The organism is Nocardioides mangrovicus (assembly GCF_003674065.1).
Lineage (GTDB): Bacteria > Actinomycetota > Actinomycetes > Propionibacteriales > Nocardioidaceae > Marmoricola > Marmoricola mangrovicus.
In genome coordinates this window covers 1-18,365 of sequence record NZ_RDBE01000005.1, presented here as the reverse complement: position 1 = coordinate 18,365, position 18,365 = coordinate 1, and the positions used below count along the sequence as shown (strand labels likewise).

Below are 18,365 nucleotides of genomic sequence, written 5' to 3'. Positions count from 1 at the left end.
CCGGCTGGTAGGCGTTTACCAGCCGCGCTCGGCGAGGCGGTGGGGCTGCGGGATGTCGTCGACGTTGATCCCGACCATCGCCTCGCCCAGGCCGCGCGAGACCTTGGCGACGACGTCCGGATCGTCGTGGAAGGTCGTGGCCTGAACGATCGCGGCCGCCCGCTCGGCGGGGTTGCCGGACTTGAAGATGCCCGAGCCCACGAAGACGCCCTCGGCGCCGAGCTGCATCATCATCGCGGCGTCGGCCGGGGTGGCGATGCCGCCGGCGGTAAACAGCACGACCGGCAGCTTGCCGGCGCGGGCGACCTCCCGGACCAGCTCGTAGGGCGCCTGCAGCTCCTTGGCCGCCACGTAGAGCTCGTCGTCGGGCAGCGACGTGAGCCTGCGCAGCTCGCCGCCGATGGTGCGCATGTGGGTCACCGCGTTCGACACGTCGCCGGTGCCGGCCTCGCCCTTGGAGCGGATCATCGCCGCGCCCTCGGTGATGCGTCGCAGCGCCTCGCCCAGGTTCGTCGCCCCGCACACGAACGGCACGGTGAAGGCCCACTTGTCGATGTGGTTCGCGTAGTCGGCCGGGGTGAGCACCTCGGACTCGTCGATGTAGTCGACGCCGAGGCTCTGGAGCACCTGCGCCTCGGCGAAATGGCCGATGCGGGCCTTGGCCATCACCGGGATCGAGACGGCGGCGATGATGCCGTCGATCATGTCGGGGTCGCTCATCCGCGAGACGCCGCCCTGCGCCCGGATGTCGGCGGGCACGCGTTCGAGCGCCATCACCGCCACGGCGCCCGCGTCCTCGGCGATCTTCGCCTGCTCGGGCGTGACGACGTCCATGATGACGCCGCCCTTGAGCATCTCCGCCATGCCGCGCTTGACGCGCGTGGTGCCTGTCTCCTGCTGGTCGTTCACGTGTCCAGCGTATTGCCCTGGGAGGCCAGCGCCTGACGCCGGACCATCAGCACCCGCTGCACGACGGTGACCGTGCTGGCCAGGGCCAGCGCCCACAGCGTGACGTAGGTCAGGATCGGCAGGTCGAACAGCCCGTTGAGGCCGGTCATCACCAAGATCGCGACCAGCCGGTCGGACCGCTCGGCGATGCCGCCCTTGGCCTCCATCCCCAGCGACTCCGCACGGGCGCGGGCGTAGGAGGTGATCGAGCCCATCACCAGGCAGAACAGCGAGAGCGCCAGGTAGAGCTCGGAGTCGCCGGGGCCGGCGTAGTAGAGCACCAGGCCACCGAAGATCGCGCCGTCGCCGAACCGGTCCATCGTGGAGTCGAAGAAGGCCCCGAACCTCGACGAGCGGCCCGAGGAGCGGGCCATGTAGCCGTCGATGATGTCGGAGAACACGAACGCGGTGATGACCAGGACGCCGATCAGCAGGTGGCCCGTGGGGAAGAACACCAGCGCGCCGGCGCAGACGCCGATCGTGCCGACCGTCGTCACCGCGTCGGGGCTCACCCCCAGACGCAGCAGCAGGTCGCCCACGGGTGACAGCAGGGAGTTCCAGAAGGCGCGAAATCTCTCGAGCATGGCGGTGGCACGCTACCGCTCGGTCAGGGCCGAGCAGACCTCCGCCACCGCGGTCGGCGCTCCCAGCACCGACCAGACGACCCCGGCCGCGCTCACCTGGCGCGCCGCACCCCCCAGCCCGAGCACGAGCGCGGCCCCGGGCAGCCAGTCCCAGATCGGCACGGAGTGCTGGCAGCGCACGTGCAGCCGGCCCTCGGCCACCGCGACCGAGTCCATCGTCCCGGAGCCGAGCATGCGCACCGTGGCCGCTCCGTTGACCATCCGCTCGAAGGCGGCGCCCACCTCGTCGCCGTAGAACGGCGGGTGGAGGTAGGTGGTGACGCAGGCGTCGGCCAGGGCGACGTCGGGCTGCGGCTCGAGTGGGACGCCGTCGCGGGTAGGCGGGAGGTCGGGACCGCCGACGTAGACGGCGTCGCTGGCGGGGTGGTGCACCGCACCCAGCACCACGTCGTCGCCGTCCTGCAGCGCGAGCGCCGAGCACCACCAGTCCAGCCCGCGCACGAAGTTGTAGGTGCCGTCCACCGGGTCGATCACCCAGCGGCGCGAGCCGGTGCCGGGCACCGAGGCACCCTCCTCGCCCACCACGCCGTCCTCGGGCCGGGCCTCACGCAGCCGGTCGACGACGATGCGCTCGGCCTCGCGGTCGGCCTGGGTCACCAGGTCGGAGCGGTCGGACTTCTGCTCGACGCTCAGCCCGGCCTCACGGATCCCGGCGGCGGCGCGACCGGCTCGGCGGACGACGTCGGCCGCGAGCTCCGCGTCGCTCACTCCCACGCGGCGGCCAGCAGGTCGCGAGTGTCGGCGAGCAGCTGGGGCAGCACCTTGGTGCCGCTGATGACGGTGATGAAGTTGGCGTCGCCCGACCACCGGGGCACGACGTGCTGGTGCAGGTGCTCCGAGAGCGAGCCGCCGGCCACTCCCCCCAGGTTCAGCCCGACGTTGAACGCGTGCGGTCCGCTGACCCGCTTCAGCACGCCGATCGCTCGCTGCGTCAGGCTCATCAGCTCCACGGACTCGACGTCGGTGAGGTCCTCGAGCTCGGCGACGTGCCGGTTCGGCAGGACCATCAGGTGCCCGGGGTTGTAGGGGTGCAGGTTGAGCACCGCGAAGGTGTGCTCGCCGCGGGCCACTACCAGAGTCTCGGCGTCGGGCCGCCCGACCATCGCGCAGAACGGACAGCCCTCGGGCGTGTGGACGTCGGTCTGGTCGCTGCCGGCATCGGCGATGTAGGCCATCCGGTGAGGGGTCCAGATGCGCTCGAACCCCTCGAAGCCGTCGGTCATACCTGCTCGCGCGACGCCACGGCCGCGGCGACCCGCTCGACGGCCTCGTCGACCGGCACGCCGTTGTCCTGCCGCCCGTCGCGATAGCGGAAGCTGACCGCACCCGCGGCGACGTCGTCGTCGCCGGCGATGACCATGAACGGCACCTTCTGCAGCTGCGCGTTGCGGATCTTCTTCTGCATCCGGTCGTCGGACTCGTCGACCTCGACCCGGATGCCGGCCGCCTTGAGCCGCGCCGCCACCTCGTAGAGGTAGTCCACGTGCCGCTCGGCGATCGGGATCCCCTGCACCTGCACCGGCGCCAGCCAGGGTGGGAAGGCGCCCGCGTAGTGCTCGGTGAGCACGCCGATGAACCGCTCGATGGATCCGAACTTCGCCGAGTGGATCATCACCGGCTGCTGCCGCGAGCCGTCGGCCGCCTGGTAGGTCAGGTCGAAGCCCTTGGGCTGGTTGAAGTCGTACTGGATGGTGGAGAGCTGCCAGGTCCGGCCGATCGCGTCCTTGGCCTGCACGGAGATCTTCGGGCCGTAGAACGCAGCGCCGCCGGGGTCGGGCACCAGGTCCAGCCCGGTGTCGACGGCCACGCGCTCCAAGATCGCGGTGGCCTCGGCCCACTCCTCGTCGGAGCCGACGAACTTGTCGGGCTTGGCGTCGTCGCGGGTGGACAGCTCGAGGTAGTAGTCGTCGAGACCGAAGTCGCGCAGCAGCCCGAGGACGAAGCCGAGCAGGTGCTCGATCTCGGCCGGCGCCTGCTCGCGGGTGACGTAGGAGTGCGAGTCGTCCTGGGTCAGCCCGCGGACGCGGGTCAGGCCGTGCACGACGCCGGACTTCTCGTAGCGATAGACCGAGCCGAACTCGAACAGCCGCAGCGGCAGCTCGCGGTAGGAGCGCTGCTTGGAGCGGTAGATCAGGTTGTGCATCGGGCAGTTCATGGCCTTGAGGAAGTAGCGCGCCCCCTCGAGGTCCATCGCCGGGAACATCGTGTCCTCGTAGTAGGGCAGGTGCCCGGAGAGGTGGAAGAGCCCCTCCTTCGAGATGTGCGGACTGCCGACGTAGTCGAAGCCCTCCTCGATGTGCCGCCTGCGGACGTAGTCCTCCATCTCGCGCTTGATCACGCCGCCCTTGGGATGGAAGACCGCCAGCCCGGAGCCGATCTCGTCGGGGAAGGAGAACAGGTCCAGCTCGCGGCCGAGCTTGCGGTGGTCGCGCTTCTCGGCCTCCTCGAGCCGGTGCAGGTGCGCCTCCAGGGCCTCGGCGGACTCCCACGCGGTGCCGTAGATGCGCTGCAGCTGCTGGTTCTTCTCGTCGCCCCGCCAGTACGCCGCGGCCGAGCGCATCAGCTTGAAGGCCGGGATCCGCTTGGTGGTCGGCAGGTGCGGACCGCGGCACAGGTCGCTCCACGCGACCTCGCCGTCGCGGCGGACGTTGTCGTAGATGGTCAGCTCGCCGCTGCCGACCTCGACGCTCGCGCCCTCGGCGGCGTCCTCTGCCCGGCCGCCGCCTTTGAGCCCGATGAGCTCCACCTTGTAGGGCTCGTGCTGCAGCTCATCGAGCGCGTCGGCGTCGCTGGTCACGCGCCGGGAGAACCGCTGGCCCTCCTTGATGATCTTGCGCATCCGGGTCTCGATCTTGGCCAGATCGTCGGGCACGAACGGGGTCTCGACGTCGAAGTCGTAGTAGAACCCGTCGGCGATCGGTGGCCCGATGCCCAGCTTGGCGTCGGGGAACAGGTCCTGCACCGCCTGCGCCATGACGTGCGCGGTCGAGTGCCGCAGGATGTCGTGACCGTCGGCGGAGTCGATCGCCACCGGCTCCACCCGCTCGCCCGGCTGCAGCTCGTAGGCCAGGTCGCGCAGCACCCCGTCGACGCGAGCCGCGATCACCTCGGGCTCGTCGCGGAACAGCTCCCACGCCTTCGTCCCCGTCGTGACCTGCTGCTCCACCTCGCCGGAGGGGCTGGCCACGATGACGGCTACGTCGGACACGGACGTGACTCCTGAGGTGTCGAGAACGGGACGCGGGTCAGGCTATCCGCGTGCCTGCGCCCACCGACAGCGAGTATGGGCGACGGCGACCGGGAGGGCGCACGGCGACGATGTGAATCCCGGCGGCCTCATCGGCTAAGGTCTCTCCTCGCACCACCCGGTGCACGTCTGGGCGATTGGCGCAGTGGTAGCGCGCTTCGTTCACACCGAAGAGGTCACTGGTTCGAACCCAGTATCGCCCACCCAGACCCACCACGCTCGACGCTGGTAGCAGCGGCTGCACCGTTGGCACCGAAGAGGTCACTGGTTCGAACCCAGTATCGCCCACCCAGACCCACCACGCTCGGCACCCCGCGGGACCTCGGTGCCGGCGGTTGCGCCGACGAGCACGGCGTGTCCTTGACGCTCCGTTGTGACCACCGCCGGCGCTCGCTCGTTGATCCGGGTACCGCGGCGCGCCGCCTCGCCCGCGGTCCCGCCCACTGCCAAGGTGGCGCGCGACGACGGCGATTGCTCGAGCACGCCCCTGCATTCCTGGGGTCATTTCTCGGGATTTCTCGAAATCTCTGAAACGGGCATCTGGCCTGTGCTAGGGCAGATCCGGACATGTCGCATCACCAGTCACATCTGTCACAACCCGGTCCCCCAGCACGCGCGCGTGTCAAGGCGTCGTCGCTTGAAATCCCGAGGTTTCTGGCCCGTAATGTCCGTTTTGATGGGAATAACGTGACCAAACGGACGATAGAGACTCGGCGTTTCGCGTGAAAGTCTTCTCGAAAGTCAGTGAGATGGGGGCCAGCCCGAAAGGAGGTCGAGGACGTGAAGCGCAACACCCGCAGTACCGTGATCTCGGAGCTCGTCGAGCTCGACTTCGTCGACGACGAGGGGCGCCGAGCTTGTCTCGACGCCGAGATGGTCTACGACCGACGCGACCCGTTCGCGATGTCGATGGTCTTCAAGACCCTGCCGCCGGTCACCTGGACCTTCTCCCGCGAGCTGGTGATGACCGGCATGTACGAGCCGGCCGGCGACGGCGACGTCCACGTGTGGCCGTGCCTGTCCGGCGACGGCGAGGCGGTCGTCATCTTCGAGTTCTGCTCGCCCGACGGCGAGGTGCTCGTCCAGGCCGGCCTGCGCGAGGTCGCGCGGTTCGTCCACCGGATGCTCGACTCGGTGCCCCAGGGCAGCGAGGAGCAGTTCCTCGACATCGACGAGACGATCAACCAGCTGCTCGGCGAGGCCGGCGACATCGCGGTCTGAGACGCTGCGGGTTCACCACGGCACCGTGGGAGCCCTCGCCGAGCTCAGGGGTCCGACGACTCCGGCTCCCGCGCCGCCCACACCCGCATCGCCTCGGCCGTCACCGGTCCTGGAGCGGACAGGTCGCGACCGTCGCAGCGATGGACCGGCTGCACGTCGCGCGTGGTGCTCGTGAGGAACACCTCGTCGGCTCGGCCCAGCACGTCGGCCGGCTCGTCGACCTCCCGGCCGCCGACCCACTCCAGCACCAGCTGACGCGTCACGCCGTCGAGGCAGCCCGACGCCAGCGAAGGCGTCCGCAGCTCGCCGTCCACCACGTAGAACACGTTGGTGCCGGTGCCCTCGCAGACGTGGCCGACGGTGTTGGCGAACAGCGCCTCGTCCGCACCGTGCTCGTGGGCATGGGCCAGCGCGACGACGTTCTCCGCGTACGACGTCGTCTTCAGGCCCGCCACCGCGCCGCGCTCGTTGCGCGGCCACGGCACGGTGATCACCGAGACCGACGCCGCGGCCGGCAGGGCCTGCGCAGCGGCGACCACCAGCGTCGGGCGCGGCTGGTCGGTCCGGCCACTGCCCATCACCGAGCGCCCGCCGGTCCACGTGATCCGCACCCGCCCCAGCTCCAGCCGCTGCACGGCGAGCACCTGCGCGACCGCCTGCCGCACGCTGTCGACGTCCGGCTCCGGCAATCCCAGCCCGGCGGCGCTGCGCCGCAGCCGCTGCAGGTGCCGGGTGAGCGCGAACGGCTCGCCTCGGACCACCTTGATCGCCTCGAACACCGCGTCGCCCACGGTGAAGCCGTGATCGGTCGCCGCCACCGCCGGCTCGTCCGCATCGCTCAAGAACCTGCCGTCCACCCACACCTGCACAGCACCGACCCTAGGGCGTGCCGGTGACCCGATTGGGACACCACGAGGGGATCGGATATGGTTCTCAACGCGCTGCCGGAGACGGTGGTCGCAGGCGGACGTAGCTCAGTTGGTAGAGCGCAACCTTGCCAAGGTTGAGGTCGCGAGTTCGAGCCTCGTCGTCCGCTCGGAGTAAGCCCGGTCGAGGTATCGGCCTCCGGTGGGTTGGCCGAGAGGCGAGGCAACGGACTGCAAATCCGTCCACACGGGTTCGAATCCCGTACCCACCTCGATCACGGCATCCAGGTTCCACCACCTGGGCGATTGGCGCAGCGGTAGCGCGCTTCCCTGACACGGAAGAGGTCACTGGTTCGATCCCAGTATCGCCCACCAGCATCACCGCAGGTCAGAGCGACTGGCTGCCCTCAGCCCACGATCGCGACGGCCTCGATCTCGACCAGGATCTCCGGGCGGAACAGGGCCTGCACGCCGACGATCGTGATGGGCGGCATCGGCTTGGCCAGGCCCCCGGACTCCTGCGCTCGCCGGACTCCCTCCACGACGTCGTCCCACATCTCAAGGCGCCAACCTGGGATGTAGCACGTCAGCCGAGCGATGTCGCCCACGTCGCCGCCACCGCCGCGGACTCCGATGACGATGTACTTCAGTGAGGCATACACCTGGCCCGAGAGGTCGTCGGCCTCGAGGTCGCCCTCGGGCGACGTGGCGGTCTGACCCGCCAGCAGGAGCAATCGAGATCCCGAGCCGATAGCGAGCGGCGCGTAGTCACTCTGCTTCAACAGGCCGTCGGGATGGCTGAGCTCACCAGACACAGGCACGCCTTTCGCAGTGCATGACGAACGGTTCGATTCTCGTCGTCGCGACCTGTGCTGCCCAGGGGCGCCAGGTGCCCCAGGGCTCAGGCTGGCTTCCACTCGGTGCTCACTCGTGCTCGACCCCCGGTCCCAAAGGGTGCACTTCGTCCCGGGCTGTTCGAGAAGCCCGTTCACGGGGGACCATGGTCAGATCGTCACGACCACTCCAAGGACGGGCCCTATGGACCTGCACCCGACCGGCATCGTCGAGGCCGCCCTCGCCCCGGGCCGGTTGGTGCCGGCCTACCAGCCCATCGTCGAGCTCGACACGCACCGGGTGGTCGCCTTCGAGGCGCTGGCCCGCTGGCCAGGCCAGGACGGGCTCGACCCGGCGACGGTCTTCGGGGCCGCAGCGGCCCTCGACCGGGTCGCCGAGGTCGACTGGGCCTGCCGGGCGGCAGCGATCGGCGCGGCCTTGGAGGCCGACCTGCCCGGCGAGGTCTCGCTGTTCGTCAACGTCGAGCCGGCCACCCTGGGCCAGCGGCCACCGGCGGGCTACGAGGACCTCCTCGACGAGGCCCCCGACCGCATCCGCGTCGTCCTGGAGCTCACCGAGCGGGCACTGCTGCGCGACCCCGCCCACGTGCTGAGCATGGTCAGCTGGGCCCACGAGCGCGGCTGGGGCATCGCCATGGACGACGTCGGGGCCGAGCCCGCCTCGTTGCAGTTCCTGCCCTTCGTGGCGCCCGAGGTGGTCAAGCTCGACCTCTCCCTCATCCAGCAGATCCACGGCCGCCCGCAGAGCGAGACGATGATGGCGGTGCTGGCCCACGTCGAGGAGACCGGCGCCGTCCTGCTCGCCGAGGGCATCGAGACCGAGGCCCACCTCGAGCAGGCCCTCTCGCTGGGGGCGCAGTACGGCCAGGGTTGGGCCTTCGGGCGCCCCGGACCGCTGGAGGTGACCGGCCCGGTCGCGAGCCTGCCGGAGGTCAAGAAGCAGTCCGCACCCACCGTCACACCGTTCGACCTGGTCGAGGACTCACCGCGGCTCCGACGCAGCCCGAAGGGATTGCTGCTAGGGCTCACCTACCAGCTGGAGCGGCGCGCGGTCAGCCCGCACGAGCCCGCCATCTTGCTGGCCGCCTTCCAGCACCGGGAGAACTTCACCGCGCCGACGGCGCTTCGCTACGAGCAGATGGTGCAGCGGCTGCCGTTCGTGGCGGCCTTCGCCGAGGGCATGGACGTCGAGCCCGTGCCGGGGGTCCGCGGCGCCCGCCTCGAACCGGGCGACCCGCTGATCGGCGAGTGGACGGTCGTGGTGATCGGCCCGCACTACGCAGGCGCCCTCATCGCGCGCGACTGCGGTGAGGACGTCGCCGACCTCGACCGCCACTTCGACTACGTCCTCACCCACCAGCGCGAGGTCGTCCTGCGGGCGGGGCGCTCCTTGATGAGCCGCATCGTCGGCGCCGACGCCTTCGCCCGGAACTGAGCCGGACCCGACCTCTACGGCTGGTCCGGCACGGGGCCGCGGTCGGTGGGCTGCAGCCGGTGGTCGACGGCCCACAGCACGGCCTGGGAGCGCGAGGCGACCCCCATCTTCTTGTAGGCCGAGCGGATGTAGGACTTCACGGTGTTGATGCTCAAGAAGAGCTGCCCGGCGACGTCGTCGTTCGACAGGCCGCGGGCGATGAGCGCGACGATGTCGCCCTCGCGCTCGCTGAGCCCCTCGCGCTGGCCGGGCCAGTCGGGCAGCACCTCGCCGGGGGTCTCGCTCGTCGGCGCCGGGGAGACGACGGTCTCGCCCGCCGCGATCCGCGACAGCGCCTCGACGAGCTCCTCGCCGCTCAGCGTGGTGCTCAGGTAGCCGTCGGCCCCGGCCTCGAGGGCCCGCCGCACCATCTCGGGCTCCAGGTCCCAGCACAGCGCCGCGATCCGGCGGGCACGGCTCTGCTCGCGCAGCCGGTCGAAGTCGGGGAGGCGCAGGACGCCGAACGTCGACCAGACGGCGACGTCGACCTCGCTGGACCGGTCGTCGACCAGGCTGACCTGGTCGGGGAACCGGGCGAGCACCGAGGCCACACCGGCCGAGATGAGTTCGTACTCGCTGAGCACCGATACCGTGATGGCCACGCCGCGACCCTAGACGGCCCGGCCGCGCGCTCGAACCGGCCCTGGGGGTGACCCGGCCCGGTCAGTGCACCGGTCGGTGCTCTCCTCGTCGGCGGACTGGTCCTCCTCCCCCGCCTCGGCCTGCCGCTCGAGGTCCTCCGAGCGCAGGGGGGCCAACGGTCTGCCGCCGGCCAGCCTGCGATCGGTGCGGGATTCGCGCATGACGACGACGCGGACCTGCGAGCCATCCTTGATTCGTTCCACCTCGATGAGGCTAGGCGGCAGCACCGACAGTGAGAGCGACAGCGCATCCTCCGCGCTGGTGCGGGCACTGGGGGCGCATGACCAGCAGCCCGCAGGAGGATCCACAGACCCACCCGGCCACCTCGGAGGAGGACGCTCCGGAGATCGTGCCCGGCGAGAAGCCGGAGGACGGGGAGGAGAAGGACCGCGGCGAGGCCTCGTGACGGAGTCGCAGCGAGAGCCGGCTCCCCGCAGCGACGGCGGTGAGGTCGAGCTCGCGCTGGCCTTCTTGGACTTCGCCCGCTCCAGCGTGGTGAAGAAGCTCGACGGCCTCTCGGAGTCCGAGGCGCGCCGGGTGGTGCTGCCCACCGGTACGTCGCTGCCGCGCCTGGTGCGTCACCTCACCGACGGCGAGCGCTACTGGTTCGGCGTCGTGCTGCGCGGCGTCGGCGAGGAGCCGGACTGGGAGGCCGCCCGCGCTGCGTCGGACGCGCAGCCCGTGGCCGATCTGGTGGCCGGCTACGAGGCCGCGATCACCGCCAGCAACGACGCCGTCCGCGAGGCGGGAGACCCCGCGGCGGTGTCCGCCGGCCGGGTCGACGGCGAGACGCGCACCGTGCGCTGGATCCTGGCCCACATGACGAGCGAGACGGCGCGTCACGCCGGGCACGCGGACGTCGTGCGTGAGCTCACCGACGGCGTCACCGGACGCTGACGGTCCGCTCTCAGCCCTCGTCGTCGGTCGCGGGCCCGTCCTCGGTGGCGCCGCCCTCGCCGGTCCAGTCACCGGCCTGACCCGCGTCGTCGGCGGGGTCGGAGACGACGTCGCCGTCGGCCTGCTCGGTCGGCTTGGCCTGCTCGGTCTGGGGAGACTGCTCGCTCATGACATGCCCGGTAGCCAGCCGGGTACCGGTCCATGCATGACGACCTCACCACAAGAGCCCGGCGCACCCGAGCCGGAGATCCACCCGTCGGCAGATCCCGACCCCATCCCGGCACCGGACCGGCCGGAGGCCACGCCGCAGCCGCCGCAGTGATCGGCGGCCGCGGCGCGACGGCCTAGTTGAAGATGCTGACGCCTCCGGGGCCGACCAGCAGGCCGACGACGATCAGCACGATCCCGTACAGGATCTGGCCCCGGATCGCAGTCACGATGCCGGCGATGACCAGCACGACGGCGATGAGCCACAAGATGGTGTCCATTGACAGTTTCCCTCTCCACGATGACCCGACCAGAGGGCTTTAGCCGTTTCGGGTGACGTTCAAACAAACCGGCGGTATGTCAGTCGTCCTCGTCCGCCCCGGCCTCGCCGTGTGTGCCCGGGCGGGGAGCCCAGGGCAGCTCCTTGCTGGGTCGTACGACGATCAGCCGGTCGCCGCGGGCGAGCTGGGTGACGGTCGGGTCGAAGTAGCGATAGACCTTGTCGTCGCGGGCCACCGCGATCACCTGGTCGGGCAGCTGCTGGGGCTGCTTGCCGACCTCGGTGACCAGCAGCTCGCGCTCGGCCACCTCCAGGCCGTCGCCGTAGGTGAGCAGGTCCTCCATGACCGAGCCCAGCGTCGGGCTGATCGAGGAGATGCCGAGCAGCCGCCCGACGGCGTCGGAGGAGGTGATCACCGAGTCCGCACCGCTCTGCTTGACCAGGGCGACGTTGTCGGACTCGCGCACGGCGCAGACGATGTAGGCGTCCGGGTTGAGCTGGCGTGCGGTCAGCGTGGCCAGCACCGAGGAGTCGTCGCGGCTGGTGGTGATGATCACCTGTGAGGCGGTCTCGACCCCGGCCCTTCGCAGCACCTCGCGGCGGGTGGCGTCGCCCGCGACGACGGCCAGACCGTCGGCGTTGGCGTCCTCCAGCGCCGCGGAGCCGGGGTCGACGACGACCACCTTCTCCTTGTCGACACCGTTGCTCACCAGCAGCTGGACGGCGCTGCGGCCCTTGGTGCCGTAGCCGACGACGACGACGTGATCCACCATCTTCTTCCTCCACCGGGCGACCCGGAAGCGTTCGCGGCCCTGGGAGGCGAGGACCTCCAGGGTGGTACCGATCAGCAGCACCAGGAAGGCGATGCGCAGCGGCGTGACGACGAAGGCGTTGATCAGCCGGGCGCCCTCGGTGACCGGCGCGATGTCGCCGTAGCCGGTGGTGCTGAGCGTGACGGTCGTGTAGTAGAAGGCGTCGACCAGCCCGACGTGTTTGGTCGGGTCGTTGTTGTCGACGTAGCTGCCCCGGTCGAGATAGACCAGCAGCACGGTGCCGGCCAGGATCGCCAGCGCCAGCAGCAGCCGTCGCGAGAGCTCCCACCACGGGGAGCGGACGACGGTGGGGAAGCGGACCAGGTCGCGCTCGACGGCCACCGCTAGCGCACCACGTCGCCGTAGATCAAGGTGGCCGGCTTGCGGTCGGAGTCCTGGCCGCGCACGAGCACGAACCGGAACTCCTGACCCTTGACCGGGGTGCTCGACGACGCCGCGCTGCGGCGCCAGGTGCCGCAGAGCACGCCGTCCTCGGCCCCGTCGGCGTCCTTGACCGCCTCGCCCTTCAGGCACAGCCGATCTCCCGCAGCGGTGAAGCTGCTCACCACGGCAGTGGTGCGCTGCGGGGTGTCGGGTCCGGCCACGACGCCGACCAGGTAGCCCCCGAGGAGGCACAGCGCCCCACCGGCGACGAGGACGGGCGTCGGCATGGTCGTGTTGGCCACACCCAGCAGCATCCCACGGCGCGGGTACGCGGGAATCGTCGGCGCGCCTTGCTTGAATGGCGCGCATGGCCCGACGCAGCGCTCCCCCGCCACCGGAGGACTTCGAGGAGAACATCGTCGACATCGACGTCGGCGACGAGATGCGCGCCAGCTACCTCGAGTACGCCTACTCGGTCATCTACTCCCGCGCCCTGCCCGATGCTCGCGACGGCCTCAAGCCCGTGCAGCGCCGGATCCTCTACACGATGAACGACATGGGGCTGCGACCCGATCGCGGCCACGTCAAGTGCGCCCGCGTCACCGGCGAGGTGATGGGCCGGCTGCACCCCCACGGCGACGGCGCCATCTACGACGCCCTGGTGCGGATGGCCCAGCCCTGGTCGATGCGGCTCCCGTTCGTCGACGGCCACGGCAACTTCGGCTCCCCCGGCGGCGACGACCCGCCGGCCGCGATGCGCTACACCGAGTGCCGGATGGCGCCGGCCGCGGTGGCGATGACCGCCTCCATCGACGAGGACACCGTCGACTTCCGACCCACCTACGACGGCCGCGAGACCGAGCCCACCGTGCTGCCGGCGGCCATCCCCAACCTGCTGGTCAACGGCGCCACCGGCATCGCGGTCGGCATGGCCACCAACATGGCGCCCCACAACCTGGTCGAGGTGGTGCAGGCGCTGCGGCACCTGATCAAGCACCCGCAGACCGACGTCGACGGGCTGATGCGGTTCATCCCCGGCCCCGACCTGCCCACCGGCGGCAAGATCGTCGGGCTCGACGGCGTGCGCGAGGCCTACGAGACCGGCCGCGGAACGTTCCGCATGCGGGCCACCGCGAAGGTCGACAACGTCACTCCGCGGCGCAAGGGCATCGTGGTCACCGAGCTGCCCTACGGCGTCGGCACCGAGCGGGTGAAGGAGGCGATCAAGAAGCTGGTCGTGGCCAAGAAGCTGCAGGGCATCAGCGACATCGTCGACCTGACCGACGGCGAGAAGGGGCTGCAGCTGGTCATCGAGATCAAGAACGGGTTCGTCCCCGAGGCCCTGCTCGAGCAGCTCTACAAGCAGACGCCGCTGGAGGAGTCCTTCGGCATCAACAACGTCGCCCTCGTCGACGGTCAGCCCCGCACGCTGGGGCTCAAGGAGATGCTGGAGGTGTTCCTCGGGCACCGCTTCGAGGTCGTGCGCCGCCGCTCGCAGTTCCGGCGCGACAAGAAGGCCGAGCGGCTGCACCTGGTCGAGGGGCTGCTGATCGCGCTGCTCGACATCGACGAGGTCATCCAGCTGATCCGCTCCAGCGACGACACCGCCACCGCCAAGGAGCGGCTGATCTCGGTCTTCGACCTCAGCGTGCCGCAGGCGGAGTACATCCTCGACCTGCAGCTGCGCCGGCTCACCCGCTTCAGCCGCATCGAGCTGGAGAAGGAGCAGGACGAGCTGCGCCGCGAGATCGCCGACCTCGACGAGATCCTCACCGACGACGCCCGGCTGCGCGCCGTGGTCTCCGAGGAGCTGGCCGACGTCGCCAAGACGTTCGGCACCCCCCGGCGCACCGTGCTGCTGGAGTCCGGCGGCCAGACCGCCACCGCCACGGCACCGCTGGAGGTGGCCGACGACCCCTGCCTGGTCTACCTCTCCTCCACCGGCCTGCTGGCCCGCACCAGCGACCTGGAGCCGGCCGCCGAGGGCGCTCGCACCAACCACGACGTCGTCGTCTCCACGGTCCGCTCCACGGCCCGCGGCGAGGTGGGCGTGCTCACCAGCACCGGCCGGCTGGTGCGGCTCGGGGTGCTCGACCTGCCGACGCTGCCGGCCACGGCCAGCCACCCGAACCTGCAGGGCGGTGCCCCCGCGGGGCTGTTCCTCGACCTCGCCCAGGGCGAGCGCATCCTCGCGCTCACCATGCTCGACCTCGACTCCCCCGGGCTCGCGCTCGGCACCCGCAACGGCGTCGTCAAGCGGGTCAAGCCGGAGCTGCTCTCCCGCGACGACTGGGAGGTCATCGCGCTCGCCGACGGCGACGAGGTGGTCGGCGGGCTGCAGCTGACCACCGGCACCGAGGAGCTGTGCTTCATCACCTCCGACGCCCAGCTGCTGCACTTCGGTGCCGAGGCGGTCCGCCCGCAGGGCCGCCAGGGCGGCGGCATGGCCGGCGTCAAGCTCACCGCCGGGCACCGCGTGGTGTTCTTCGGCGCCCTCGACCCCGCCGACGCCGTGGTGGTCACCGTGGCCGGGGCGGGCTCGGCGCTGCCGGGCACCGACGCCGGCTCGGTCAAGGTCACGCCCTTCGCGGAGTACCCGGGCAAGGGCCGCGCCACCGGAGGGGTGCGCTGCCAGCGTTTCCTGCGAGGCGAGGACACCCTGGTCTTCGCCTGGGCCGGCCGCGCACCGGCTCGCGCCTCGGCCGCCAGCGGTGCGCCGGTCGACCTGCCGGCCGCCGAGGGACGTCGCGACGGGTCGGGCGTGCCCGGCAGCCAGCCGATCTCGGCCTGTGCGGGTCCCGTGGCAGGCTGAGCGCGTGAAACGTCTGCTCGCCCTGGCCGTCGTGCTCGCCCTGGGCCTGGTCGCCGGGTGCGGTGGCGGGTCGGCGGCGGAGAAGAAGGCCCGCTCGCTCTCGCCGAGCCAGCGCCTGGCCGCCGCGCAGAAGTACCTCGACGACGCCAAGGCCGTCACCATCGCGCTGAGCACGCCCAAGCTGCCCAAGGGCACGCAGGGCATCCTCAAGGCCACCGGCGTCGGCACGAAGGCGCCGGCCTTCGAGGGCAAGATCTCGGTGGTGCAAAGCGGGTTGTCGGTGGAGGTGCCGGTGATCGCCGTCGACGGCGACACCTACATCAAGTTCGGCGGCTCCTACCAGAAGATCGATCCCGACGACTTCGGGGCGCCCGACCCGGCGTCGCTGTTCACGGCCGGGGGCGGGCTCTCCTCGGTGCTGAGCGGCGTCAAGGACCTGAAGAAGGGCAAGGACACCCGCGAGGGCAAGCAAGTGCTCTCCACGCTGACCGGCCGGGTCGCCGGCTCCAAGGTCGGCGCCATCATCCCCAGCGCGGAGAACCAGGACTTCGACGCCACGTTCACCCTGGACTCCACGAACCATCTCGTCACCGCCAAGATCAAGGGCCCCTTCTACCCCGGCGCCGACGACGTCACCTACACGGTCGGCTTCAGCCGGTACGGCAAGACGGTGAAGATCACCAAGCCATGACCACCCCGACGGCCCGGCGGCTGCTGGCCGTCGCGGCCGTCGCGGTCGCCTTCGCGGCCGCCGACACCTACGTCGTGGTGCTGGCGCTGCCCGACATGATGCTCACCGTCGGCCTGGGCGTCGACGAGCTGCAGCGCGCGGCCCCGATCGTGTCCGGCTTCCTGCTCGGCTACATCGCGATGCTGCCGCTGATCGGGCGCATCGCCGACGTCCGCGGCCGGGTGCCGGTGCTGACGGCGTCGCTGCTCGTCTTCTCCTTCGGCTCGCTGGTCACCGCCCTGGCCTTCGACCTGCCCAGCGTGGTGACCGGCCGGTTCCTCCAAGGCGTCGGTGGCGGCGGACTGGTGCCGGCCACGCTGGCGCTCGTGGCCGACCTCTACCCGCCCGAGCGCCGCGCCGTCCCGCTCGGCATCGTCTCGGCGGTGCAGGAGGTCGGCTCGGTGCTGGGCCCGCTGCTCGGCGCGGTGGTGCTGGCAGTGGCCCCGTGGGAGGCGATCTTCGTCCTCAACCTGGCCGTGGGCTTGGCGCTGGCCGTGGTGGTCGGGGTCGCTGGGGACGGGGTGGCCGGTGAACCCGGTGCGCGCCAAAACTCAACACTTGCGAAGGTCCGCGCCCGACATGTGCCGACAACCGGCCCACAACGGACACCACAACTGCGCAAGTGTGGAGTTGTGGCGGTCCCCGACCCGCTCGGCCTGCTGCTCCTGGCGGTCTTCCTGGCCGCGCTGGTGCTGCTGCTGTGGGAGCCCGAGGCGCTGGTGACGTCGGTGAGCCTCGGCACGCCGTTCGTGCCGGTGGTCGGGGAGAGCCGGTGGCTGACCCCGCTAGCACTCGTCGCCGTCGTCGCGCTGGTGCTGCTGGTTGCGCGGTGCTGGTGGGCGTCGCGGCCCCTGGTCGACCTGCGGGGCTGGCTGCGCGACGCCGGGCGTGCCGACCCGGTCGGGTCCGGACTCTTGGCCCTCGCCCTGGCCGGGGTGGTGCTCGCGTTCGCGACGGCCGATCCGGCCGTACGGGTCTTCTCCCCCGCCGGTCCATGGCTGCTGGCCGGCTCGGCGGTGGCCGCCGTGCTGCTGGTGCTGCACCTGCGGCGGGCCAGCGATCCGCTCGTCCCCCACGGCGCGCTGCGCCGCCGGCCGGCCTGGGGCAGCCTGGTGGTGAGCTTCTTCGTCGGTGCCGCGCTGATCGCCGCGCTGGTCGACATCCCCGTCTACGCCCGGCTCACGACCTACCGCGACTCCCAGCTGCTGGCGGCCCTGGTGCTGCTACGGCTGCTGGTCGCGGTGCCGGTGGGAGCCGTGCTCGGCGGACGCCTGGCCCGCCGGCTGGCGCCGGGGGCGGTGACCGCGCTCGGCATGACGGCCGCAGTGGCCGGCTTCGTCTGGATGGGCCGCTGGGACGCCCACTCGCTGGAGCACTGGACGGCCACACTGCCGCTGGTGCTCACCGGGCTCGGCTTCGGGCTCGCGCTGGCGCCGGTCAACCTCGCCCTGCTCGACGCCACCGACGCCGCGGTGCACGGCGTGGCCAGTGCGCTGGTCGTGGTGGCCCGGATGGTCGGGATGCTGGTGGGCATCTCGGTGCTCACCACGGTGGGGCTGCGCCGGTACTACGAGGCCTACCGGCCCGACCACGAGGTGGCCGCCGGCATCGTCCAGGTGCACACCATCTTCACCGGCGCGGCGCTGTGCGCTGCTCTCGCCGGTGTGCTCGCGCTCACGCTCTTCGGCCGCCGCCCGGCGGTAGGTTGACCTCCGTGACCGACACCGCCGCGGCCGAGACAGCGGCCGTCCCCACCGACCCCGCCGTCCCTGCCGACCACGACTTCGACGACCTGATGGCCGCCAACCGCGAATGGGCCGAGGACTTCGGGCTCTCCGGCTTCGACGGCATCGCCCGCGCCGGTGTCGCGCTGGTCACCTGCATGGACTCCCGCATCGACCCGCTGCGGATGATCGGCCTGGAGCCCGGCGACGCCAAGATCTTCCGCAATCCCGGCGGCCGCGTGACCCCGCAGGCCCTCGAGGCCCTCGTCCTCGGCGTCCACCTGCTCAACGTCAGCCGGATCCTGGTCATCCCCCACACCCGCTGCGCGATGGCCTCCTCGACGCTGACTGAGATCCGTGAGCGGGTCAGCGCCTCGGCCGGCCAGGACGCCAGCTGGCAGACCTTCGGCGTCGTCTCCGACCAGCGGGCCAGCCTGCGCGACGACGTCCACGCGGTCGTCTCCCACCCGCTCATCCCCGACACGGTCAAGGTCGGCGGCTTCCTCTACGACGTCGACAGCGGGTTGCTGGAACGCCTGGTCTGAGGCCGTCTCGCCGAAGGCCCCACGACGGGCGGCAGGATGGGGCTGCTGCACGGATCTGTGACATCTGAGATCGCTTGC

General features: G+C 71.1%; 20 protein-coding genes and 4 tRNA genes. 12 read left to right on the top strand and 12 right to left on the bottom strand.

Annotated elements, in window-relative coordinates:
• Positions 1–15: 15 nt before the first annotated feature.
• Genes pdxS through thrS form a run of 5 tightly spaced genes read right to left on the bottom strand, consistent with a single transcriptional unit; the run spans position 16 to position 4,800 of the window.
• Positions 16–864, bottom strand: a complete 849-nt coding sequence (pdxS, locus tag D9V37_RS05480) for a pyridoxal 5'-phosphate synthase lyase subunit PdxS (RefSeq protein ID WP_232524769.1) — start codon at positions 862–864, stop codon at positions 16–18.
• A 41-nt stretch (positions 865–905) separates the two neighbouring features.
• Positions 906–1,532 (bottom strand): phosphatidylinositol phosphate synthase, encoded by a 627-nt coding sequence (gene pgsA / locus D9V37_RS05475; protein WP_121805155.1) that lies wholly within the window; start codon positions 1,530–1,532, stop codon positions 906–908.
• A 12-nt stretch (positions 1,533–1,544) separates the two neighbouring features.
• Positions 1,545–2,300 carry an inositol monophosphatase family protein gene (locus D9V37_RS05470; RefSeq protein WP_232524765.1) on the bottom strand — a complete coding sequence of 252 codons (756 nt, stop codon included), beginning with the start codon at positions 2,298–2,300 and terminating at the stop codon, positions 1,545–1,547.
• Positions 2,297–2,815, bottom strand: coding sequence for an HIT family protein (locus tag D9V37_RS05465; RefSeq protein ID WP_121805153.1), 519 nt, complete (start codon positions 2,813–2,815; stop codon positions 2,297–2,299). Before D9V37_RS05465 ends, D9V37_RS05470 begins: the two co-directional genes overlap by 4 nt.
• Entirely contained in the window at positions 2,812–4,800 is a 1,989-nt protein-coding gene (thrS, locus tag D9V37_RS05460) for a threonine--tRNA ligase (RefSeq protein WP_121805152.1), read from the bottom strand. The genes D9V37_RS05465 and thrS overlap by 4 nt, the downstream gene beginning before the upstream one ends.
• Positions 4,801–4,970: 170 nt before the next feature.
• On the opposite strand from thrS, the gene D9V37_RS05455 reads away from it, so the two are divergent.
• Together D9V37_RS05455 and D9V37_RS05450 are read left to right on the top strand one after the other, a co-directional pair.
• A tRNA-Val gene (locus D9V37_RS05455) sits at positions 4,971–5,042 on the top strand.
• Positions 5,043–5,619: 577 nt separating this feature from the next.
• Positions 5,620–6,060, top strand: a complete 441-nt coding sequence (locus D9V37_RS05450) for an SsgA family sporulation/cell division regulator (protein WP_121805151.1) — start codon at positions 5,620–5,622, stop codon at positions 6,058–6,060.
• A 44-nt stretch (positions 6,061–6,104) separates the two neighbouring features.
• On the opposite strand, the gene D9V37_RS05445 is transcribed toward D9V37_RS05450, so the two are convergent.
• On the bottom strand, positions 6,105–6,929 hold the full coding sequence (locus D9V37_RS05445) for an aminotransferase class IV (protein WP_121805150.1): 825 nt from the start codon (positions 6,927–6,929) through the stop codon (positions 6,105–6,107).
• 94 nt (positions 6,930–7,023) lie between these two features.
• On the opposite strand from D9V37_RS05445, the gene D9V37_RS05440 reads away from it, so the two are divergent.
• The 3 genes from D9V37_RS05440 (at position 7,024) to D9V37_RS05430 (ending at position 7,301) form a co-directional block, all read left to right on the top strand.
• Positions 7,024–7,096: transfer RNA gene (locus D9V37_RS05440), tRNA-Gly, on the top strand.
• A 31-nt stretch (positions 7,097–7,127) separates the two neighbouring features.
• A tRNA-Cys gene (locus tag D9V37_RS05435) sits at positions 7,128–7,198 on the top strand.
• A gap of 28 nt (positions 7,199–7,226) precedes the next feature.
• Positions 7,227–7,301: transfer RNA gene (locus D9V37_RS05430), tRNA-Val, on the top strand.
• Positions 7,302–7,333: 32 nt separating this feature from the next.
• Here the strand turns inward: D9V37_RS05430 and D9V37_RS05425 are convergent.
• Positions 7,334–7,741, bottom strand: coding sequence for a RidA family protein (locus D9V37_RS05425; protein ID WP_158604384.1), 408 nt, complete (start codon positions 7,739–7,741; stop codon positions 7,334–7,336).
• Between the two features lie 223 nt (positions 7,742–7,964).
• On the opposite strand from D9V37_RS05425, the gene D9V37_RS05420 reads away from it, so the two are divergent.
• The gene (locus tag D9V37_RS05420) at positions 7,965–9,215 is read left to right on the top strand and encodes a sensor domain-containing phosphodiesterase (protein ID WP_121805148.1); all 1,251 of its coding nucleotides are present in this window, start codon (positions 7,965–7,967) and stop codon (positions 9,213–9,215) included.
• Positions 9,216–9,229: 14 nt separating this feature from the next.
• Here D9V37_RS05420 and D9V37_RS05415 read toward each other — a convergent pair whose 3' ends face one another.
• Positions 9,230–9,856: a LuxR C-terminal-related transcriptional regulator gene (locus D9V37_RS05415; RefSeq protein ID WP_121805147.1), complete on the bottom strand. Its 627-nt coding sequence runs from the start codon at positions 9,854–9,856 to the stop codon at positions 9,230–9,232.
• A 320-nt stretch (positions 9,857–10,176) separates the two neighbouring features.
• Between D9V37_RS05415 and D9V37_RS20860 the strand changes: the two genes are divergently transcribed.
• Positions 10,177–10,302, top strand: a complete 126-nt coding sequence (locus tag D9V37_RS20860; RefSeq protein WP_269778364.1) for a hypothetical protein — start codon at positions 10,177–10,179, stop codon at positions 10,300–10,302.
• On the top strand, positions 10,299–10,793 hold the full coding sequence (locus tag D9V37_RS05405) for a DinB family protein (protein ID WP_121805145.1): 495 nt from the start codon (positions 10,299–10,301) through the stop codon (positions 10,791–10,793). Before D9V37_RS20860 ends, D9V37_RS05405 begins: the two co-directional genes overlap by 4 nt.
• 10 nt (positions 10,794–10,803) lie before the next feature.
• Here D9V37_RS05405 and D9V37_RS20385 read toward each other — a convergent pair whose 3' ends face one another.
• The 4 genes from D9V37_RS20385 to D9V37_RS05395 form a co-directional block, all read right to left on the bottom strand.
• Positions 10,804–10,962, bottom strand: a complete 159-nt coding sequence (locus D9V37_RS20385; protein WP_198412393.1) for a hypothetical protein — start codon at positions 10,960–10,962, stop codon at positions 10,804–10,806.
• 175 nt (positions 10,963–11,137) lie between these two features.
• Positions 11,138–11,281: a GPGG-motif small membrane protein gene (locus tag D9V37_RS20380; RefSeq protein ID WP_198412392.1), complete on the bottom strand. Its 144-nt coding sequence runs from the start codon at positions 11,279–11,281 to the stop codon at positions 11,138–11,140.
• Between the two features lie 79 nt (positions 11,282–11,360).
• Positions 11,361–12,434, bottom strand: a complete 1,074-nt coding sequence (locus D9V37_RS05400) for a potassium channel family protein (protein ID WP_232524764.1) — start codon at positions 12,432–12,434, stop codon at positions 11,361–11,363.
• A gap of 2 nt (positions 12,435–12,436) precedes the next feature.
• A complete protein-coding gene (locus tag D9V37_RS05395) occupies positions 12,437–12,778 on the bottom strand; it encodes a hypothetical protein (protein ID WP_147455875.1) in 342 nt (113 codons plus the stop codon).
• 65 nt (positions 12,779–12,843) lie between these two features.
• Between D9V37_RS05395 and D9V37_RS05390 the strand changes: the two genes are divergently transcribed.
• From D9V37_RS05390 to D9V37_RS05375, 4 genes are all read left to right on the top strand, one after another.
• Positions 12,844–15,288 (top strand): DNA gyrase/topoisomerase IV subunit A, encoded by a 2,445-nt coding sequence (locus D9V37_RS05390; RefSeq protein WP_121805224.1) that lies wholly within the window; start codon positions 12,844–12,846, stop codon positions 15,286–15,288.
• Positions 15,289–15,292: 4 nt separating this feature from the next.
• Positions 15,293–15,979, top strand: coding sequence for an LppX_LprAFG lipoprotein (locus D9V37_RS05385; protein WP_158604383.1), 687 nt, complete (start codon positions 15,293–15,295; stop codon positions 15,977–15,979).
• Entirely contained in the window at positions 15,976–17,727 is a 1,752-nt protein-coding gene (locus D9V37_RS05380; RefSeq protein ID WP_121805142.1) for an MFS transporter, read from the top strand. Before D9V37_RS05385 ends, D9V37_RS05380 begins: the two co-directional genes overlap by 4 nt.
• A gap of 86 nt (positions 17,728–17,813) precedes the next feature.
• Entirely contained in the window at positions 17,814–18,287 is a 474-nt protein-coding gene (locus D9V37_RS05375; protein ID WP_121805223.1) for a beta-class carbonic anhydrase, read from the top strand.
• The last annotated feature ends 78 nt before the right edge of the window (positions 18,288–18,365 follow it).

What these genes read in the sequence shown, in the direction of transcription:
- pgsA (WP_121805155.1), bottom strand. Translation starts at nt 1,532, where the DNA reads ATGCTCGAGAGATTTCGCGCCTTCTGGAACTCCCTGCTGTCACCCGTG.
- D9V37_RS05375 (WP_121805223.1), top strand. Translation starts at nt 17,814, where the DNA reads ATGGCCGCCAACCGCGAATGGGCCGAGGACTTCGGGCTCTCCGGCTTC.
- D9V37_RS20380 (WP_198412392.1), bottom strand. Translation starts at nt 11,281, where the DNA reads ATGGACACCATCTTGTGGCTCATCGCCGTCGTGCTGGTCATCGCCGGC.
- D9V37_RS20385 (WP_198412393.1), bottom strand. Translation starts at nt 10,962, where the DNA reads ATGAGCGAGCAGTCTCCCCAGACCGAGCAGGCCAAGCCGACCGAGCAG.
- D9V37_RS05380 (WP_121805142.1), top strand. Translation starts at nt 15,976, where the DNA reads ATGACCACCCCGACGGCCCGGCGGCTGCTGGCCGTCGCGGCCGTCGCG.
- D9V37_RS20860 (WP_269778364.1), top strand. Translation starts at nt 10,177, where the DNA reads ATGACCAGCAGCCCGCAGGAGGATCCACAGACCCACCCGGCCACCTCG.
- pdxS (WP_232524769.1), bottom strand. Translation starts at nt 864, where the DNA reads ATGGCGGAGATGCTCAAGGGCGGCGTCATCATGGACGTCGTCACGCCC.
- D9V37_RS05465 (WP_121805153.1), bottom strand. Translation starts at nt 2,815, where the DNA reads ATGACCGACGGCTTCGAGGGGTTCGAGCGCATCTGGACCCCTCACCGG.
- D9V37_RS05390 (WP_121805224.1), top strand. Translation starts at nt 12,844, where the DNA reads ATGGCCCGACGCAGCGCTCCCCCGCCACCGGAGGACTTCGAGGAGAAC.
- D9V37_RS05420 (WP_121805148.1), top strand. Translation starts at nt 7,965, where the DNA reads ATGGACCTGCACCCGACCGGCATCGTCGAGGCCGCCCTCGCCCCGGGC.